The organism is Streptomyces sp. NPDC046303 (assembly GCF_055588085.1).
This window is the reverse complement of the sequence record NZ_JBVJFA010000001.1, coordinates 199,574-215,397: the sequence shown is the minus strand read 5'-3', so window position 1 is coordinate 215,397 and position 15,824 is coordinate 199,574. Positions and strand designations below refer to the sequence as shown.

General features: G+C 74.2%; 16 protein-coding genes and 2 pseudogenes. 7 read left to right on the top strand and 11 right to left on the bottom strand.

Translation table 11 applies throughout. From position 1 onward, the window contains the following. Positions 1–11: 11 nt before the first annotated feature. Both ACZ6I1_RS00970 and ACZ6I1_RS00965 read right to left on the bottom strand, forming a co-directional pair. Positions 12–311, bottom strand: coding sequence for a hypothetical protein (locus ACZ6I1_RS00970; protein ID WP_469281684.1), 300 nt, complete (start codon positions 309–311; stop codon positions 12–14). Positions 312–1,118: 807 nt separating this feature from the next. Beyond that, positions 1,119–1,529: a rodlin gene (locus ACZ6I1_RS00965; protein ID WP_469282005.1), complete on the bottom strand. Its 411-nt coding sequence runs from the start codon at positions 1,527–1,529 to the stop codon at positions 1,119–1,121. Between the two features lie 152 nt (positions 1,530–1,681). Here ACZ6I1_RS00965 and ACZ6I1_RS00960 point away from each other — a divergent pair, with 152 nt between their 5' ends. Further along, positions 1,682–3,157 carry a class I adenylate-forming enzyme family protein gene (locus ACZ6I1_RS00960; RefSeq protein ID WP_469281682.1) on the top strand — a complete coding sequence of 492 codons (1,476 nt, stop codon included), beginning with the start codon at positions 1,682–1,684 and terminating at the stop codon, positions 3,155–3,157. Positions 3,158–3,336: 179 nt separating this feature from the next. Continuing rightward, positions 3,337–3,672, top strand: a complete 336-nt coding sequence (locus tag ACZ6I1_RS00955; RefSeq protein ID WP_469281681.1) for an ArsR/SmtB family transcription factor — start codon at positions 3,337–3,339, stop codon at positions 3,670–3,672. Between the two features lie 58 nt (positions 3,673–3,730). Here the strand turns inward: ACZ6I1_RS00955 and ACZ6I1_RS00950 are convergent, their stop codons facing one another. The 3 genes from ACZ6I1_RS00950 to ACZ6I1_RS00940 all read right to left on the bottom strand — a co-directional run bounded on the left by ACZ6I1_RS00950 (position 3,731) and on the right by ACZ6I1_RS00940 (position 4,679). Continuing rightward, positions 3,731–3,862, bottom strand: a complete 132-nt coding sequence (locus ACZ6I1_RS00950; protein ID WP_469281679.1) for a DUF6126 family protein — start codon at positions 3,860–3,862, stop codon at positions 3,731–3,733. Positions 3,863–3,987: 125 nt separating this feature from the next. Next, complete coding sequence (locus ACZ6I1_RS00945; protein ID WP_469281677.1) at positions 3,988–4,167, bottom strand: hypothetical protein; 180 nt, start codon at positions 4,165–4,167, stop codon at positions 3,988–3,990. A gap of 71 nt (positions 4,168–4,238) precedes the next feature. Further along, positions 4,239–4,679 carry a YciI family protein gene (locus tag ACZ6I1_RS00940; protein ID WP_469281675.1) on the bottom strand — a complete coding sequence of 147 codons (441 nt, stop codon included), beginning with the start codon at positions 4,677–4,679 and terminating at the stop codon, positions 4,239–4,241. Positions 4,680–4,879: 200 nt separating this feature from the next. Between ACZ6I1_RS00940 and ACZ6I1_RS00935 the strand changes: the two genes are divergently transcribed. Further along, entirely contained in the window at positions 4,880–5,620 is a 741-nt protein-coding gene (locus ACZ6I1_RS00935; protein ID WP_469281672.1) for a hypothetical protein, read from the top strand. On the opposite strand, the gene ACZ6I1_RS00930 is transcribed toward ACZ6I1_RS00935, so the two are convergent. Further along, entirely contained in the window at positions 5,556–6,266 is a 711-nt protein-coding gene (locus ACZ6I1_RS00930) for a lysophospholipid acyltransferase family protein (RefSeq protein WP_469281670.1), read from the bottom strand. The genes ACZ6I1_RS00935 and ACZ6I1_RS00930 overlap by 65 nt on opposite strands. Positions 6,267–6,542: 276 nt before the next feature. Here ACZ6I1_RS00930 and ACZ6I1_RS00925 point away from each other — a divergent pair, with 276 nt between their 5' ends. Continuing rightward, positions 6,543–9,191 (top strand): D-alanyl-D-alanine carboxypeptidase family protein, encoded by a 2,649-nt coding sequence (locus tag ACZ6I1_RS00925; RefSeq protein WP_469281668.1) that lies wholly within the window; start codon positions 6,543–6,545, stop codon positions 9,189–9,191. A gap of 80 nt (positions 9,192–9,271) precedes the next feature. Here ACZ6I1_RS00925 and ACZ6I1_RS00920 read toward each other — a convergent pair whose 3' ends face one another. From ACZ6I1_RS00920 to ACZ6I1_RS00905, 4 genes are all read right to left on the bottom strand, one after another. After that, positions 9,272–10,069: a hypothetical protein gene (locus ACZ6I1_RS00920; RefSeq protein ID WP_469281667.1), complete on the bottom strand. Its 798-nt coding sequence runs from the start codon at positions 10,067–10,069 to the stop codon at positions 9,272–9,274. Then, complete coding sequence (locus tag ACZ6I1_RS00915) at positions 10,069–11,346, bottom strand: VWA domain-containing protein (protein ID WP_469281665.1); 1,278 nt, start codon at positions 11,344–11,346, stop codon at positions 10,069–10,071. The genes ACZ6I1_RS00920 and ACZ6I1_RS00915 overlap by 1 nt, the downstream gene beginning before the upstream one ends. Positions 11,347–11,415: 69 nt before the next feature. Then, positions 11,416–13,053 carry an FAD-dependent monooxygenase gene (locus ACZ6I1_RS00910; RefSeq protein WP_469281663.1) on the bottom strand — a complete coding sequence of 546 codons (1,638 nt, stop codon included), beginning with the start codon at positions 13,051–13,053 and terminating at the stop codon, positions 11,416–11,418. Positions 13,054–13,192: 139 nt separating this feature from the next. After that, complete coding sequence (locus tag ACZ6I1_RS00905) at positions 13,193–13,603, bottom strand: organic hydroperoxide resistance protein (protein ID WP_362301864.1); 411 nt, start codon at positions 13,601–13,603, stop codon at positions 13,193–13,195. 127 nt (positions 13,604–13,730) lie between these two features. Between ACZ6I1_RS00905 and ACZ6I1_RS00900 the strand changes: the two genes are divergently transcribed. Continuing rightward, positions 13,731–14,207, top strand: coding sequence for a MarR family winged helix-turn-helix transcriptional regulator (locus tag ACZ6I1_RS00900; protein WP_469281661.1), 477 nt, complete (start codon positions 13,731–13,733; stop codon positions 14,205–14,207). Between the two features lie 47 nt (positions 14,208–14,254). After that, positions 14,255–15,289, top strand: coding sequence for a PHP domain-containing protein (locus ACZ6I1_RS00895; protein ID WP_469282003.1), 1,035 nt, complete (start codon positions 14,255–14,257; stop codon positions 15,287–15,289). A gap of 6 nt (positions 15,290–15,295) precedes the next feature. Here the strand turns inward: ACZ6I1_RS00895 and ACZ6I1_RS00890 are convergent. Then, positions 15,296–15,559 (bottom strand): annotated as a pseudogene (locus tag ACZ6I1_RS00890) (helix-turn-helix domain-containing protein); the annotation flags it as partial. Between ACZ6I1_RS00890 and ACZ6I1_RS00885 the strand changes: the two are divergent. After that, positions 15,550–15,762, top strand: a pseudogene (locus ACZ6I1_RS00885) (saccharopine dehydrogenase); the annotation flags it as partial. The pseudogenes ACZ6I1_RS00890 and ACZ6I1_RS00885 sit on opposite strands and share 10 nt — an antisense overlap. Positions 15,763–15,824: the final 62 nt, after the last annotated feature.

The following is a 15,824-nucleotide window of genomic DNA, read 5'->3' as shown; positions in this document are numbered from 1 at the left end:
GCCGGCGGGCCCTACTTCCGCCGTCCGGCCGGCCCCTTGCCGCCCTTCCCCGTCTCGGGGGCGATCAGGGCCGTCATTCCGGGGTCCAGCTCGGCGCCGTCGACGAGTACGGCCTCGACCGTGCGGGTGGCGGGGTCGATGTCGGCCTCCATTCCCTCCCCGACATAGTGCGGGTAACCGGAGGCTCCCTTCTTGCCGGTCGCCGCGACGACCGCCGACCGCAGGGGGTGGTCCGCCTGGGGGGCGCCGGTCCGGTTCTTGACGTGCTCGGGTACCAACAGGATCTCGAAGCGCTGCGGCTCGGTGCTCATGTCCCGACGCTAGCGCCGGGCGCCCCCGGGCGCACGGCCAGCGCCCCGCCAGAGCACCCGGCCCGCGGGCCCGCGGCTACGCGGGGCGGTAGCCCCGGGCCTGCACCAGGCGCCGGACCGGTCCGGTGAAGGCGCGGGCCGCCGCGCTCTCGTACGCGCCCTCCCGGCGCAGCAGCGCGACCGTGCGCGGCGGGAGGGCGGGCCAAGCGGGACGGGCCGCAGGTGCGGATGGTCGTTGGTGACTAGGGGGTGTCTGACGGAGGTCCGCGGCGTCGCGATGCCCGGCACGCACTCTCGCCGCACCGGCCGAAAGCCCAAGTACGTCCAGTACGCGGGCATCCGGCCGGCACGCCGAGAGCACGCACCGGACACCGCTCCTTCACCACGGACCTCCGTCAGACACCCCCTAGTGCCCCGCCGGCGGGCGGGTCGCTCCCACCGGCGCCGCCGGCCGTGACCGGGCCGAGGGTCTCCGTGAACAGCGGGGCCGCGGCGGTGCCCGGCAGGTGCGGCCCGCTCGGCGGCCGCCAGGTCGCGTAGCGCGTCGCGCGCGTGGTGCACGTACGTGGGCCCCGCGTCGCGGCAAGTACCTGCCGACGATGCCCTTCTGACAGGCCCTTCACGCCAGAGAGCCTCTCGCCCGGTCGGCGAGAGGCTCTGTGACGTGAGGACCGGTGCCCGTCCGGCGGTCTCGGGGCCGCCGCACGCCTGTGGAAATTCCGGATCCGCGGATCCGGGTGGAACAAGCCGGGGCCCCGTGGGCACTCGCGCGGGCGTCGGAGGCCCCGGCTCGCAAGGGGAACGGCGTCAGCTGCCGGCCGAGAGGTTGCCCGACAGGATCGGGATGTTGCTGAGGATGTGCGAGAGCGGCTCGTCACCCTTGGCCTGGGTGGAGTTCTCGGTGCACTGCTGGTTCATCGGGTTGGACAGGACGTTGATGTCCTGGACACCGATGTTGAGCGCGGCAAGGATCGACTGGGCGTTGACCTTCGCCGGCAGACCGATGCAGGGCTTGTTCAGCGTGCCCTGAACCAGGCCGAGCTGCGGGCTCAGGTCACCGTGGGTCTTCTGGTTGCCGTAGACCTGCGAGGCACCGTTGCCGTTGACGGTGTTGACGCCGTTGTCGTTGCCAATGGCCATGGCCGGGGCAGCGGCAGCGGCGCCGGCGCCGATCGCGGCGGCGGTGACAGCGGCAGCGGTCATAATCTTCTTGATCATCATGAGGTCCTTCTCTTGCACGAGTGCACGGTGGTGAGCGCCTTGATCAACGTTCGGCCGCACCGCAGGTTGCGCGAGTTCACCCGATCAGCCCCCCGGACGGGGCCAGGAGAGGCAGGTTGAGCAGGGTGGCCGCACGGTATGTCACTGAATTGACGGGCGCGTTGGAGCGGTACGCGGACCGGCCCGCCATCGGTGCCGGGCACGCGGTCATGTCGTACGCGGACGTCCTGGCGGACACCTACCGGCTGGCCGGGGTGCTCGCGGAGGCCGGGGTCGGGCGCGGATCGGGGCTGGCCTGTGTGGCGGGCCGGAACCGGCCCGAGGTCCTGCTGGTGCGGCTGGCCGCGCACCTGCTCGGTGCGCGGCTGACCCAGGTCGTCGCCGGACCGGCGCTGTACGGGCTGGAGTTCATCCTGCGCGACTGCCGGCCCGACCTGGTGCTCCACGACACCCCCGTGCCCCGCACGGGCACGCCCCGGAGGGGACTGGAGGAGGTGCTGCACGCCGCCGCGGGCCGCGAACCGGTGCCGATGGACGTACGCGCGCGGGAGGAGGACGTGGCCCGGGTGACGTACACGGGCGGTACGACGGGACTGCCCAAGGGGGTGGCCTCCACCTTCGGGGCGATGGCCGCGCGCAACACCGTACGGGCGGCGGACTGGGCGGAGCCCGTCTACCTGTCGGTCACCTCGCTGGCGCAGCGCTCCGGCGGGCGTTCCCTGGAGCAGCTGCGGGCCGGGGGGCGGGTGGAGGTCCTCGACCCGTTCACGCCCCGGGAGTTCGCCGCCGCCTGCAAGCGGCTGGGGCGGGTGTCGACGTACCTGACGACCTCGATGGTGTACCGGCTGCTCGACGATCCCGCGACCGCCGCGGGGATCCCGGGGCTGGAGGCGGTGTCGTACGGGGATTCGCCCATTCTCCCCGCCCGGCTGCGCGAGGCGGTGACCCGCTGGGGCGGACGGTGGCAGCAGGGCTACGGCATGAACGAGGCCGCGGTGATCTGCCGCCTCACTCCCGCGGACCACGCCGCGGCGGTGGCCGGCCAGCCGGAGCTGCTGGCCTCCGTGGGGCGGCCCGTGGCCGGGGTGGAGGTCGAGGTGCGCGGGGCGGACGGCACCGCCCTGGCCGCCGGCAGCACGGGGGAGGTCTGGATGCGGTCGGGGGCGATGATGGCCGGGTACTGGGGGCGGCCCGATCTGACGGCGTCGGCGATGCGTGACGGCTGGCTGCGGACGGGGGACCTCGGGCACCTCGGCGCGGACGGCTACCTGTACCTCGACGACCGCGTCAAGGACGTGGTGATGGTCGACGGGGACAACGTCTACTGCGTGCCGGTGGAGGCCGCGCTCGCCCGGCATCCCGCCGTGGCCGAGGCGGTGGTGGTGGGCCGGCACAGCGATCTCACCGGCGAGGAGGTATGCGCCTTCCTGGTGGCGGCGCCGGGGTGCGAGCCGAGCGACGCGATTGCGGACGAGGCCTGTGACCTGGTGGAACGGGAGCTGTCCCGGGCGCACCGGCCGACCGCGGTGTTCTGGGAGCCCGCGATCCCGCTGACCGCCCGGGGCAAGCCGGACAAGCGCCGGCTGCGGGACCTCGCGGCGGGCGCTTCCGGGCCCGCACGGTGACGGGGCGGACCGGTGAGCGTGCGGCGGCCATCCGGACGTCACGGAGGCCGCCCACCGGTCACGCGAGTTGCAGGGATCTGCAATTGTTGAGGTCACAAGGTGTGTGAGGAGGGGCGAACGGCCCCTGTGAAGGAATGGCTCAGGTGGATGAGATGGGCAGTCACGGCAGGGGGACCCAGGTGAGCACACCGCTGTACCAGCTGAAGGCGGAGTTCTTCAAAACGCTGGGACACCCGGTCCGCATCCGCGTCCTGGAACTCCTGTCCGTACGCGAACACGCCGTCGCCGAGATGTTGCCCGTGGTCGGGGTGGAGGCTGCGAGCCTCTCCCAGCAGTTGGCCGTCCTGCGCAAGGCGAATCTGGTGGTCACCCGCCGGGAGGGCTCGAACGTGTACTACAGCCTCACCCACCCGCGGATCGCCGAGCTCCTGCGGGTCGCCCGCGACATCCTCTCCGGCGTCCTGGAGGGCCAGGCCGAACTGCTGGCCGCCCTTCGGGCCAGCCGCCCCGCCTGAACGACGCCCGGCGGGGCCGGGGAGCGAGCACGGTCATGTGGCGCGGCGGGCGGGGAGCTCACTTCTGGGCGTGCTGGCCCAGGTAGAACAGCAGCCAGATGAACCCGGCGAACACGTGCGTGCCGAAGATGTAGAAGAAGGCGCGCAGGGCGACGCCCTTCTCCTTCCACTTCTCCTGGTCCGACGCCACAGCCCACCCTTTCACCGCAGCCAGAACTGCACATTGCATAACTCTGCAAGTCTACTGGTGCCGGCGGACGACCAGCCCGGCGGTCTCCGCCCGCCAGGCCGAACGTTGATTCGGAGGGGCGCGGGCTAGGCGGCGGGTACTACAGAGGCGCGTATCGCCGCGGCCCACTCCGCGAGGAGCATCGCGTGCCGCACCCGCTCGGTGTCGGACAGGCGGCCTTCGGCGCGGGCGAAGAGGCCGCGGATGTCGGCGTTGATCTCGGCGAGGGGACGTTCGGGGGCCGTGTCGTCAGGGGTGGGGCTCACATGATCAAGAATAGGCGGTGCCACTGACAACGGTGACCGCCGTCCGGGATGCGGACGGCGAACGTCCGGGATCAGGACCCGGTGTCCGCCGCCTTCCCCGGCTCCGTCTCCGGGGCTTCGCCCACCGGGTGGACCACGACGGGATAGTTCGGCGCCCCCTCGGGCAACGGGCAGGCGTAAGCGCGCGCGGCGATCTCGGCGGCCCGGGCGAAGTCGGGGACGTCGACGATCCAGTACCCGGCGATGACCGCGCTGGTCTCCCCGTACGGCACGTCCGACACGTGCGGCGTGCCGTCGGCCCCGGCGGTCACCAGGCGGGCCTGGCGCGGTTCGGCCAGCCCCTGGGCGTCGACCCACTCGCCCGACGCGGCCAGCTCGTCGTTCAGCGCTCCCATGTGGTCGAACATCGCCTTGAGGTCGGCCGCCGACCAGGCCGGGCCGTCACCGCCCGCCTTGCCCGCCATGGCGTCGTAATCGGCCTGCTTGCCGAGCACCATCAGCATGTACTTCATGGGGTAGCCACTCCTTCCGCCCGCCGGCAGCGGTCCCTCCCATTCCGACACATCGGCGGGGGCGGCGCGAATCATCGACCTCGGACCCGGCGTCGGGCTCGTGACCGAACCGTCGCCGCCCCGATGCCCGGCCGGCCTCGTCCGACCGGCGCGTGCTTGTTACGTTCCTCCCTCAGCCCACCGGAGGAGAACCGATTCGCATGCCCCCATCCGCCGAACGCCGCCGAGCCCTCACCGCGGCGGCCGCGGCCGCCGTGCTGCTGGCGAGCCTCACCGGCCTGACCGGATGCGGGGACAACGACGGCAGGACCCCGGCCGCCGCCTCCTCCTCCGGATCCGCCCCGGCCTCGGCCTCGGCCTCGGCGGACGCGTCGGCCACGGCGAGCACCCCTGCTTCCCCGTCCGCCTCAGCCACGTCGCCGGTGCCGGGGTCCGCGTCCGCACCGCCGGTCCCGGCCCCTGCCACGGTGCGCGCCACTCCGCCGCCGGTGAGCCCGACCCCGCTGCGGGTGGCGGTCGACACCCGGGGCGGCGGGCTCGCGCTCGTACGGGGCGGCGCCGCCCAGGAGTTCACCGTCACTCTGCGGAACGGAAACTCCACCGCATACCGGCATCTGCTGGTCGCGTTCCAGATGGAGGCCCTCGTGGGCGAACCGGGTGGCCCGCCGGCCATCGGGCCGGGCTTCGTTCTGGAACGCTTCGACGCGGCCTCGGGCACCTGGCGCGCTGCCGAGCTGCGCGTCGCCAACGACCGCATGCCCGAGTCGGTCTACACCGGCGGAGCTGCGCTCGCCCGCGACGGCGTCCGCGTGGAGCGCTACCGGCTGCGGGCGACCGCGGGCGGGCCGGTGGGCAGCAGCCCCCTGATGGTGTCCTTCATCGACACGGACGCCGACCGCCGGGCCGCGGCCCAGGTGCTGCTGCCGCACACCACCCGCTGACGGGCTCGCCCAGGAAGAGCGCCGCGGTGCGCCATGCGGCGGTGACCGCCTGGCGGGCCTGCTCCGTCGCCTCCGGCACCCGGTCGGGGAGGTGGAGCGGCGCGCCGATGTGCACATGGAGGCCGGGCCTGCGCACGGGTGCGGTCAGGGCTCCTGCGAGCTGCTTGGCGAGGCTGCCCGAGCACAGCCGGCGCGCGCCGGCCTGGCCCACGGGTACGACCGGGGCGCCCGTCGCGGCGGCGAGCCGGGCCAGGCCGCTGCGGAAGGGACCCGGTGCGGACTCCCCCGCATCGCGGCGGCCGGGCAGCGCGCCTTCTCCGTAGAGCAGCACGCTGCGGCCCGCGGCGAGGGCGACGGCCGCGGCGTCGAGGGAGTCGGCGGCGCGGTGCGTGCCGCGGTGGACGGCGATGTGCCCTTCGCGCCGCAGCGCGGCCCCGAGCAGCGGCACCCGCCACAGGCCGCCGGTGGCCAGGATGACCGGCTCGATCCCGTACCGGCGGAGCGCGGCGACCACGACCGCGGGATCGGCGAGGGAGGTGTGGTTGGCGACGAGGATGCCGCCCTCGGCGGGCCGCGCCCCGGGGTCGGAGGTGACCGTCAGCGTTCCGAAGGCGGGTACGGCGGCGGCGGCGAATCGGCTGAGCATGGACGGCCCCGTTCGGATGGCGCGGTGGTGTGGTGTCCGGTCCATCGTCGGCCGCTCCCCCGGCACGGTCATGAGTAGCCGTACTCACCGGGCGTAGGCGGCCCGACTCCTCGTCAACACGGCGCGGAATATGACCAAACGGTTACAGGCTGGGCCCGGGGGAACGCGCGGGCCTCCCAGGCCATCTAGCCAGCCGGCGCGGCCCCGCGGTGGGCCGCGCCGGACGTGTTGGCAAGACCGGCGGGAGCCGGGTCCGAGGGGCAAGGCGGGGCTGGGATGAAGGCGACAACGGTGGCGGGCGGTACCCCGGACGATCCGGAGGCCGAGCAGGCCAAGGCCTCGGCACCGGGCCCCGGCCCGGCCGTACCGGCCCCGACGGAAGCGGAGCCGCAGCCCGGCGCCGGCCCCGAGGCGGAGGCCGCCTCTGCGGCCGAGGCCGAACCGGAGGCGGAGGCCGCAGCCCGAGCCGAGAAGGACCCCGCGCCGCAGGCCGAAGCAGAGGCAGGGCCTGAGCCCGAAGCCGATGCCGATGCCTCGGTCGAGCCGGACGTACGAGCAGAGGCCGAAGCCGACGCAGGGGCCGCCCCTGCAACCAAGACCCCGCCGGACCCCAGGACCAAACCCGCCCACGAGACCGACCCCAAGGCCACTGCCGGCCCTGAGGCCGGCCCCAAGGCCGATGCCGGCTCCGAGGCCGGACCCAAGGCCAACGCCGGCTCTGACGCCGGTCCCAAGGCCAACGCCGACTCTGACGCCGGTCTCGAGGCCAATGCCGGGCCTGAGGCCGGGGCCGAACCTGAGGCCGAGGCCGAAACCGGCGCCGGGGCACAGCCCAAGACCGGGACCGAGAACGCCACCGATCCCAAGGCCAACGCCAGGCCCGAGGCCAAAACCGGCTCTGAGACCGGGGCGGAGACCGGCACCGGGGCACAGCCCAAGACCCGGACCGAGAACACGACCGGTCCCAAGGCCAACGCCGGGCCCGAGGCCAAGACCGGCTCTGAGGCCGGGCCTGAGACCGGGGCGGAGACCAGCGCTGGGGCAGGGCCCAAGCCCCGGACCGAGAACACGACCGGTCCCAAGGCCAACGCCGGGCCCGAGGCCAATGGCGCGCCTGAGGCCGGGCCCCAGGCCGACGCCCGGTCTGAGGCCGGGGCCGGTCCCAAGGCCAATGCCGGGTCTGAGGCCGGGGCCACGGCCGATGCCGAGACCGGGGCTGCGGCCAAGAGAGGGACCGGGGCGCAGCCCACTGCCGGGGCCGGGGCCGAATCCGGCGTCGAAGCCGAAGGCAGGAACGCGGCCCTGGCCGACGGCCGGGCCCGGGTAACCAACGGCATCCCCGTGCGCGGCGAGGCCGACGCCGGCGGCGCGGTCGCCGTCGCGTCTGACGGCGAAGGCGCGGCTGCTGCTGGGGCCGGGGCGGAGGGCAAGACCGACGGACCGGCCGGAGCCGAGGTGGGGCGGGCGGGGGCGGCGGGCGCCGGCACGGCCGAGGTCGAGCCCGAGCGGACGAGCCGGTTCGTCGCGCTCAAGCCCCTGGACACCCCGCCACCGGCCCCGGCCCCGGCACCCGTCGCCGAGCCCAACCCGCGCCCGGTCCCGGCCCCCGCATCGGCGGCCCCGGCTCCGCTCGGGCTGCTCGCCGGGCTGACCGACACCGCTCCCCCGCCCGTGACCCCGCGCCGCACCGCCCTGCGCCGCGTCGCGATCTGGACCCCGGTGCTGCTGCTCCTCGCCGGCGGGTTCGCCGGCGCCCAGCTGCTGCGCCCCCTGCCCGCCCCGAAGCTCGTCGCGGCCGCGACCGGCCACACCGTCGACGGGCAGTTCTCCATCCCCTGGCCCGCCAAGGGCCAGGGCGCGGTCCGCGTCGCCGGCTCCGGCGACATCGGCACCTTCGGCGAGCAGAAGCCCGTCCCCACGGCCAGCGTCGCGAAGGTGATGACCGCCTACGTCATCCTCAAGAACCACCCGCTGAAGAAGACGGAGCCCGGCCCCGCGATCAAGGTCGACGCGAAGACCGTGGCGGACGGCACCTCCGAGAACGAGTCCCGCATCACCGGGCTCACCGTCGGGAGCGAGTTCAGCCAGCAGGACATGCTCAAGATGCTGATGATCCCGTCGGGCAACAACGTCGCCCGGCTGCTGGCCCGCTGGGACACCGGCACCGACTCCGAGGCCGCGTTCGTCGAGAAGATGAACGCCGCCGCCAGGGAACTCGGCATGACGAACACGACGTACACCGACCCCAGCGGGCTGGACGCGGGCACCACCAGCACCGCCACCGACCAGCTGAAGCTCGCCGAGGCGGTCATGAAGGACGAGGCGTTCCGCGCGATCGTCGCCTTGCCCAGCGCCACGATCAAGGGGCTGCCCAAGCCGCTCGTCAACAACAACGACCTGCTCACCACCGCCTCGGGCCTGAGCATCAGGGGCATCAAGACGGGCTCCAGCACGCCCGCCGGCGGGGCCCTGATGTGGGCGGCGTACAAGTCGGTCGGCGACGAGACCCCGCTGATCCTCGGCACGCTGATGGAGCAGCGCGTGGACGGCCCGGACCTCAACGCGGAGAAGAGCCTGGAGCTGGTGAAGGCGAACAGCAAGAAGATCATCGAGGCGGTGCGGTCGGCACTGGCGTCGGCGCCGGTCGTCCGCAAGGGCGACACCGTCGGGTACGTGGACGACGGGCTCGGCGGCCGTACGCCGCTGGTCGCCGCCAAGGACCTCAACGTGATCGGTGTCCCGGGCCAGCAGGTGAAGCTCACCCTCGCGGCCGGCGCCCCGGAGCTGCCGCACACCGCCAAGGCCGGCACCGAGGTCGCCGTCCTGACGGCGGGCGAGGGCGCGGGGGCCAGGAGCGTGCCGGTGGCGGTCGGCGGCGAGCTCGCCGAGCCCTCGTTCGGCACCCGGCTCACCCGCCTCGGCTGAGCCGCAACAGTCGGATGACTGAACGGCCGCGGCCCGGGGGATGTCCCGGGCCGCGGCCGTCGGCCGTGGTGGCGCCGCGGTCAGGCGCGCGGCGGCACCCGGGACGGGCGGCCCGAGCCGCGCGTCAGGGAGTGGCCGAGGACGCCCGCGAGGGCGGCCAGTACCCCGCCCGCCGCGGTCCAGATCCAGCGGTCGGACCACCAGCCGCCGGACCAGCCGTCCTCGGGCTCGCGCAGGGAGCCGGTCACGGTGGCGGGGACCAGCGGCGTGGAGAGGGCCCCGTCCACGGCGTGGGCGCCACCGGTCTCCTGGACGGAGGCTTCGACGGCCGCGCGGATCGGCAGACCGAGGTCCTCCTCCGGTACGCCGGCGACGGTCAGGCGTACGTAGTAGCTGCCCGGCAGCGGGTCGTTGGCCCACTGCTCGGCTCCGGCGCGGACCGTGCGCAGGGTGCAGGACAGTTCCACCGAGGCGGCTTCCCGGGCCGCGGCCCGGGTCTGCATGCCGTAGGTGCACGGCTGGCGGCGGCGCAGTCCGTCGTACACGTCGAGCTGCCAGGTGGAGGCGCCGTGCCGGACCTTGGCCTCGGGCAGGGTGACCGTGGCCTTCACGGTCAGGCGCTGCTGCGCGTCCACGGGGAGGACCCAGTAGAGGTAGTCGCCGGTGGACGCGCCCGCCGTGGCCTTCTGGCCGGGGCGGAACGCCGCGGCGGTACGGAAGCCGGTACCCGCCTCGGTCGGGGCGGCCTCGTCCTTGGCGGAGGCCGAGCGGGGGCTCGGGCTCGCCGAGGGGGTGTCGGCCGAGGCCGTCCCGGCCACCACCGTGAGGGCGGCGGCCGCGGCGAGCAGGGCTGCGGTCAGGGTGCGTACGGAACCCATCAGTTGGTCCTCCAGACGGAGATGCGCCAGCGCGAGATCCATCCCCACACCACACCGGCGGCCAGCCCGACGAGGGCCAGGACGGCCAGCAGCCACCAGCCGCGGCCCAGGCCGAAGGCGGCCGCGTCGGACGTCCCGTCCGGTCCGTCCACCACGTCGATGGTCAGCTCGACGGGCATGCCGGGGGTGGTCTTGACGGAGGCGGGGGCGGAGAAGGAATTGCTGACCTGGATGCAGACGGTCTCCGGCGCCTCGTTCGCGGCGTCGTCCGCTCCGTCGATCTCGGCCTTCGGGTAGCGCAGGCCCGTCGAGAGGACGTCGGTGCGGCCGTCACCCGCCTCCGATCCCCGGACGATCTCGCGGCCGTGCACCGTGGTGGCGCGCAGGAGGATGCCGTAGTCGTTGTTGACGGCGCGGTCGGCGGCGATGCTCGCCGAGGCGCGCAGCTCCTGGCCGGGGCGGACCTCGACCCGGTACCAGCGGTGTTCGCCGAAGGTCTCGCGGTCGCTGTAGAGGCCGGGCTTCAGCACGGGCGCGTTCGCGCACTGCTTCGCGCCCTCGGTGGCGACGGGGTTGACGACCGGTTCGGCGGCCCGGTCGACGAGTTGTTTCACCCTGCTGGAGAGTTCGGCGGTGTGCTGCACCGAGGTGTAGGTGCCGCCGGTGGCCTCGGCGATGCAGGTGAGCTGGGCCCGGATCTTGGCGTCCGGGACCAGGCCGAGGGTGTCGATGACCAGGTGGATGCCCTTGGCGGCGATGTCGCGGGCGACTTCACAGGGGTCGAGCGGGGCGCAGGTGTCCTCGCCGTCGGTGATGAGGACGATCCGCTTGGTGCCGTCACCGCCGTCCAGGTCCTGGGCCGCGGCGAGCAGGGCGGGGCCGATGGGGGTCCAGCCGGTGGGGGCGAGGGTCGCGACGGCGGTCTTCGCCTCAGTCCGGTTCAGCGGCCCCACCGGGTACAGCTGCCTGGTGTCCTTGCAGCCGAGCGCCTTGTCCTCGCCGGGGTAGGTGGCGCCCAAGGTGCGTATGCCGAGCCGTACTTCGTCGGGGACCGCGTCGATGACCTCGTTGAAGGCCTGCTTGGCGGCGGCCATCCGGGACTGGCCGTCGATGTCGTTCGCCCGCATCGAGCCGCTGACGTCGAGGACGAGATCGACCTTCGGGGGTTCCTTCGCCGTCGGCCCGTCGGCGGCGGTGGCGCTCGCCGGGAAGAGCCCGACGGCCAGGGCGGCGAGCAGGCCGCACGCCCGGGCCGCAAGCCGTTTTCTTGTGATCATCGCCGGATCGTATTGAGGATCGTCCGGCATTCCAAAACGGGTCGCCGGCCCGGGTCTTCCGGGGTGCGGCTATGGCTGAGGGGGCGGGGCGAAGGTGGTCGCGAGATGGGCGGCGAGCGCTGCGGGGTCGGGTGGGCTGAGGCGGGCGGCGAGGTAGCCGTCCGGGCGGATCACGAAGGCCGTCGGCCCGTCCACCGCGTAGAGGCGGGCGAATTCGCCGCCGGTGTCGCGGTACGCCGGCAGCCCGCTCGGCGCGGAGCCGGCCGGTGCGCCGGGATCGAGGAGCACGCAGGTCTCCATCCGGTCCGCCGAGGACTCCCGTGCCGTCCGCGCCAGTTCGCCGGTCTCCGGCCCGCTGCCGTGGACGAGCAGGACGTGTCCCCGGTCGCGCAGCAGGTCGTACAGGCGCAGCGGGTAGGCGGCGATCTGCCCGGTGAGGCCGCCGCAGTCCGGCGCCCGGTCGCCCGGCCGGGGTCCCGGGCCCTCGCCGGGCGGGTCCACGACCGGGCTGCCCCGGTACGCGACGAGCAGTTGGGCCTCGCGCGACATCACGGTCTGCGGGTCGTCCCGGTCGGCCTGGACGCCCGCGGCGGCGTGCCGCACGGTGCGGCCGACGACCTCCTCGCCGACGGGGCGGCGTTCGGTGTCGTAGCTCGCGAGGAGGCCGGGGTGGGCGCGGCCTTCGACGGCGAGGGCGAGTTTCCAGGCCAGGTTCCAGGCGTCCTGGATGCCGGTGTTCATGCCCTGGGCGCCGGTCGGGGGGTGGATGTGCGCCGCGTCTCCGGCGACGAAGACCCGCCCGTCGGCGTACCGGTCGACGATGCGGTGGCTGATGCGGAACACGGAGGACCAGCGGATGCGGGAAGCGGTGGCCGGTCGCGGCGCCAGCCGGTCCAGGACGGCCTGGACGTCGGGGAGTCCGGGGGCCCGGCCGGCCTGCAGGCCGTGGGCGACGTCGTCGTCGGCGGGGTCGGCCTGCCGGGCGGCCGAGAGTTCGGGCGGTACGAACATCGACATGCGGTAGCGGCCGCGTCCGGGCAGCGGGATGCACACCAGCACGTCGTCGATCGCGCCGTCGGCTCCCCGGTGCATGGCGCGGACGGCGTACTCGTGCGGCAGGTCCCAGTCGGCCTCCACGTCGGCGAGCATGAACTCCTCGGGGAAGGCGCCGCCTTCGTAGCTGAGCCCGAGTCCCTTGCGGACGATGCTGTGCGCGCCGTCGCAGCCCACCAGGAACCGGGTCCGTACCTCTTCCTCCGCGCCGGAGGGGGTGAGCAGCCGGCAGGTCACCCCGTCGGCGTCCTGCGCGAACGACACGAGCTCGGTTCCGCGTTCGACCGCGGTCCCGAAGCGGGCCAGGAACTCGTCGAGGATGCGCTCGGTCTCGTACTGCGGCAGCGCGGCGAACCCGTAGGGCACCTCGGGCGGCAGCCGGAACTCGAGGCGGGGCTGTTCGGCGCCGTCGACGTACGTCAGTTGGCCGCGCAGCGGGACGGCCGCTTCCAGGGCGGAGCGGACCAGTCCCATCCGGTCCCAGAGCTCGAGGGTGCGCGGCTGGATGCCCACCGCCTTGGCGAACGGGAGCCGGGCGGGCAGCCGGTCGACGATCCGGCAGGAGATCCCGCGCCTGCGGAGCTCCACGGCGGCGGTCAGCCCGACCGGGCCGGCGCCCGCGACCAGGACGTCTGTGGTGAAGGTCTGCGCCACTGGCGCCTCCCAGCGTGCGGCCCCCGGCGGGCGGCCCGTGGGGGGCGGGTGCCCCTCCATGGTGGCCGCCCGCCGGGCGTCCGGCATCTTCACCCCGTCGTCGGCCCGACGGGTGCCCGATGCCTCTGCGCGTCTGCGCCTACTCGATGACGAGGTCCACGTCGATGTTGCCGCGCGTGGCACGGGAGTACGGGCAGACCTCGTGCGCCTGCTTGACCAGCAGGGCGCCCGTCTCGCCCGCCAGGGACTCGGGGAGCTCGACGCGCAGGACCGCGGCCAGGCCGAAGCCGGCGCCGTCCTTGCCGATGGAGACCTCGGCCGTGACCGACACCTCGCTGGTGTCGACCTTGGCCTGGCGGCCGACCAGGCCGAGGGCGCTGGCGAAGCAGGCGGCGTAGCCGGCGGCGAAGAGCTGCTCGGGGTTGGTGCCCTGGCCGTTGCCGCCGAGCGCCGGGGGCATGGCGAGGGCGAGGTCGAGCTGTCCGTCGGAGCTGACGGTGCGGCCCTCGCGGCCGTTGGCGGTGGCGACAGCGGTGTACAGCGCGTCCATCGGAGTTCCTCTCGCAGAAATGTCCGTTGCGGCGGCCGCTGGTCGACCGCGCTCCACCATTAGAGCACGCAATTCAGTTGTGCACAATTAAATGCCTTGCACACGCTCCCCGGGTACACTGGCCTCCATGACCGAGAAGCCGACCGCACTCCGCCCCGACCAGGACTTCCTGCGCCTGGACGGCCAGATCTGCTTCGCGCTGAACGCGGCGAGCCGCGCCTTCGGAGGCCTCTACCGGGTGGTCCTCAAGGACCTGGGCCTGACCTACCCCCAGTACCTGGTGATGCTGGTGCTGTGGGAGCACGGCGAACTGCCGGTCAAGGAGATCGGGCAGCACCTGCGCCTGGACTCCGGGACGCTGTCCCCGCTGCTCAAGCGGCTGGAGGCGGCGGGCCTGGTGCGCCGCGAGCGCAGCACCGAGGACGAGCGGTCCGTGCACGCCCACCTCACCGGGGAGGGGGCCGCGCTGCGCGCCCGCGCGGCGGAGGTCCCGCGCCGGATCGCGGCCGCGACCGGCTTCGAGCTGGCGGAGATCGTCGAGCTCCAGACCCGCCTGAACCGCCTCACTGCCGCGCTCGACGCCGCGGTCCCGCAGGAGGCGTAAGCGGGCTCGGCGCCGGACACTGGGTCCGGGAGGCAGGAGGTATGCCGATGGACCCGGTGGCCGCTCTGGACCGGATCGCCTTTCTGCTGGAGCGCGCCCGGGAGCCCACCTACCGGGTCCGGGCCTTCCGCACGGCCGCGGCAGCGGTCGAGCGCATGGGCGAGCGCGAGACGGCCGAACGCGCGGCCGCCGGATCCCTGGAAGCGGTCAAGGGCATCGGTCCCAAGACCGCCCAGGTCGTACGGGAGGCGCTCGGCGGGGCCGTCCCGGGCTATCTGCAAAAGCTCGAGGACGAGGCCGCCGCACACCCCGGGGGCCCGCCGTCCACGCCCGGGGCCGCCGCCCTGCGGGCGGCGCTGCGCGGGGACTGCCACGTGCACTCGGACTGGTCCGACGGAGGCAGCCCGATCGAGGCGATGGGCCGGGCCGCGGCCTCGCTGGGGCACGAGTACGCCGTGCTCACCGACCACTCGCCGCGGCTCACCATCGCCCGGGGGCTGTCCCCGGAGCGGCTGCGCGAACAGCTGCGGGTGGTGGCGGAGCTCAACGAGAGCTGGGCACCGTTCAGGCTGCTGACCGGCATCGAGTGCGACATCCTCGACGACGGTTCGCTCGACCAGGAACCGGACCTCCTCGACCGGCTCGACCTCGTCGTCGGCTCCGTCCACTCGAAGCTGCGGATGGACGCTCCCGCCATGACCCGGCGGATGCTGGCGGCCGTGCGCAACCCCCTCATGGACGTACTGGGCCACTGCACGGGGCGGCTGGTCACCGGCCGGACCAGGCCGCCCTCCCGGTTCGACGCCGAGGCCGTCTTCGCGGCCTGCGCGGAGTCCGGTACCGCGGTGGAGATCAACAGCCGGCCCGAGCGGCTGGACCCGCCCCGGCCGCTGCTGCGCCTCGCCGTGGCCGCCGGGACCTTCTTCGCGATCGACACGGACGCGCACGCCCCCGGTCAGCTGGACTGGCAGCCCCTCGGCTGCGAACGGGCCGTGGAGTGCGGGGTCCCGGCCGAGCGCGTGGTCAACACCTGGACGGCGGACGGGCTCCTGTCCTGGACCCGCACCCGGCAGGCGCCGTAGACGGGATCAGGGGGCGGCTCGCGCGCTGCGGAAGGTGCGGCGGTAGGTGTCCGGGGGTACGCCGACGGTGCGGTTGAAGTGCCGGCGGAGCGTCGTGGCGGTGCCCATGCCGGTCGCCGCCGCGATGGCTTCGACGCTGTCGCCGGTGGCCTCCAGCAGCTCCTGGGCGCGCCGGATCCGCTGGGTCAGCAGCCATTGCAAGGGGGTGGTGCCGGTCACCGACCTGAAGTGGCGGCCGAGGTGGCGTGCGCTCATGTTCTGTGGTCGTGCGTTCCGGCGGGGAGGAGCGGCGCGCCGTGGCGAGCGGCCGGGACATCTACGCCGTCAGCGCGCCCCTCGCGGTGGAGGCGGTCCACCGGGCCCTCACCGGACGGACCAGGACGGTCGGTGTCGCCTCCGCCGGCGCGGCTTTCGACGCGCCCGATTTCCTCCGCGCCCTGTCCGCGCACCTTTCGCTCGACCTGCGCCCGTAAAGCCGCGTCGGCGGCGTGCGGGCGCTCGCTCCCGGCCGGACGCGCGGCCGTCTGCCCGGGTG

Coding starts and splice junctions, on each gene's coding strand:
- ACZ6I1_RS00970 (WP_469281684.1), bottom strand. CDS start 311: ATGAGCACCGAGCCGCAGCGCTTCGAGATCCTGTTGGTACCCGAGCAC.
- ACZ6I1_RS00965 (WP_469282005.1), bottom strand. CDS start 1,529: ATGATCAAGAAGATTATGACCGCTGCCGCTGTCACCGCCGCCGCGATC.
- ACZ6I1_RS00940 (WP_469281675.1), bottom strand. CDS start 4,679: ATGAAGTACATGCTGATGGTGCTCGGCAAGCAGGCCGATTACGACGCC.
- ACZ6I1_RS00935 (WP_469281672.1), top strand. CDS start 4,880: ATGCCCCCATCCGCCGAACGCCGCCGAGCCCTCACCGCGGCGGCCGCG.
- ACZ6I1_RS00930 (WP_469281670.1), bottom strand. CDS start 6,266: ATGCTCAGCCGATTCGCCGCCGCCGCCGTACCCGCCTTCGGAACGCTG.
- ACZ6I1_RS00925 (WP_469281668.1), top strand. CDS start 6,543: ATGAAGGCGACAACGGTGGCGGGCGGTACCCCGGACGATCCGGAGGCC.
- ACZ6I1_RS00920 (WP_469281667.1), bottom strand. CDS start 10,069: ATGGGTTCCGTACGCACCCTGACCGCAGCCCTGCTCGCCGCGGCCGCC.
- ACZ6I1_RS00915 (WP_469281665.1), bottom strand. CDS start 11,346: ATGATCACAAGAAAACGGCTTGCGGCCCGGGCGTGCGGCCTGCTCGCC.
- ACZ6I1_RS00905 (WP_362301864.1), bottom strand. CDS start 13,603: ATGGACGCGCTGTACACCGCTGTCGCCACCGCCAACGGCCGCGAGGGC.
- ACZ6I1_RS00900 (WP_469281661.1), top strand. CDS start 13,731: ATGACCGAGAAGCCGACCGCACTCCGCCCCGACCAGGACTTCCTGCGC.
- ACZ6I1_RS00895 (WP_469282003.1), top strand. CDS start 14,255: ATGGACCCGGTGGCCGCTCTGGACCGGATCGCCTTTCTGCTGGAGCGC.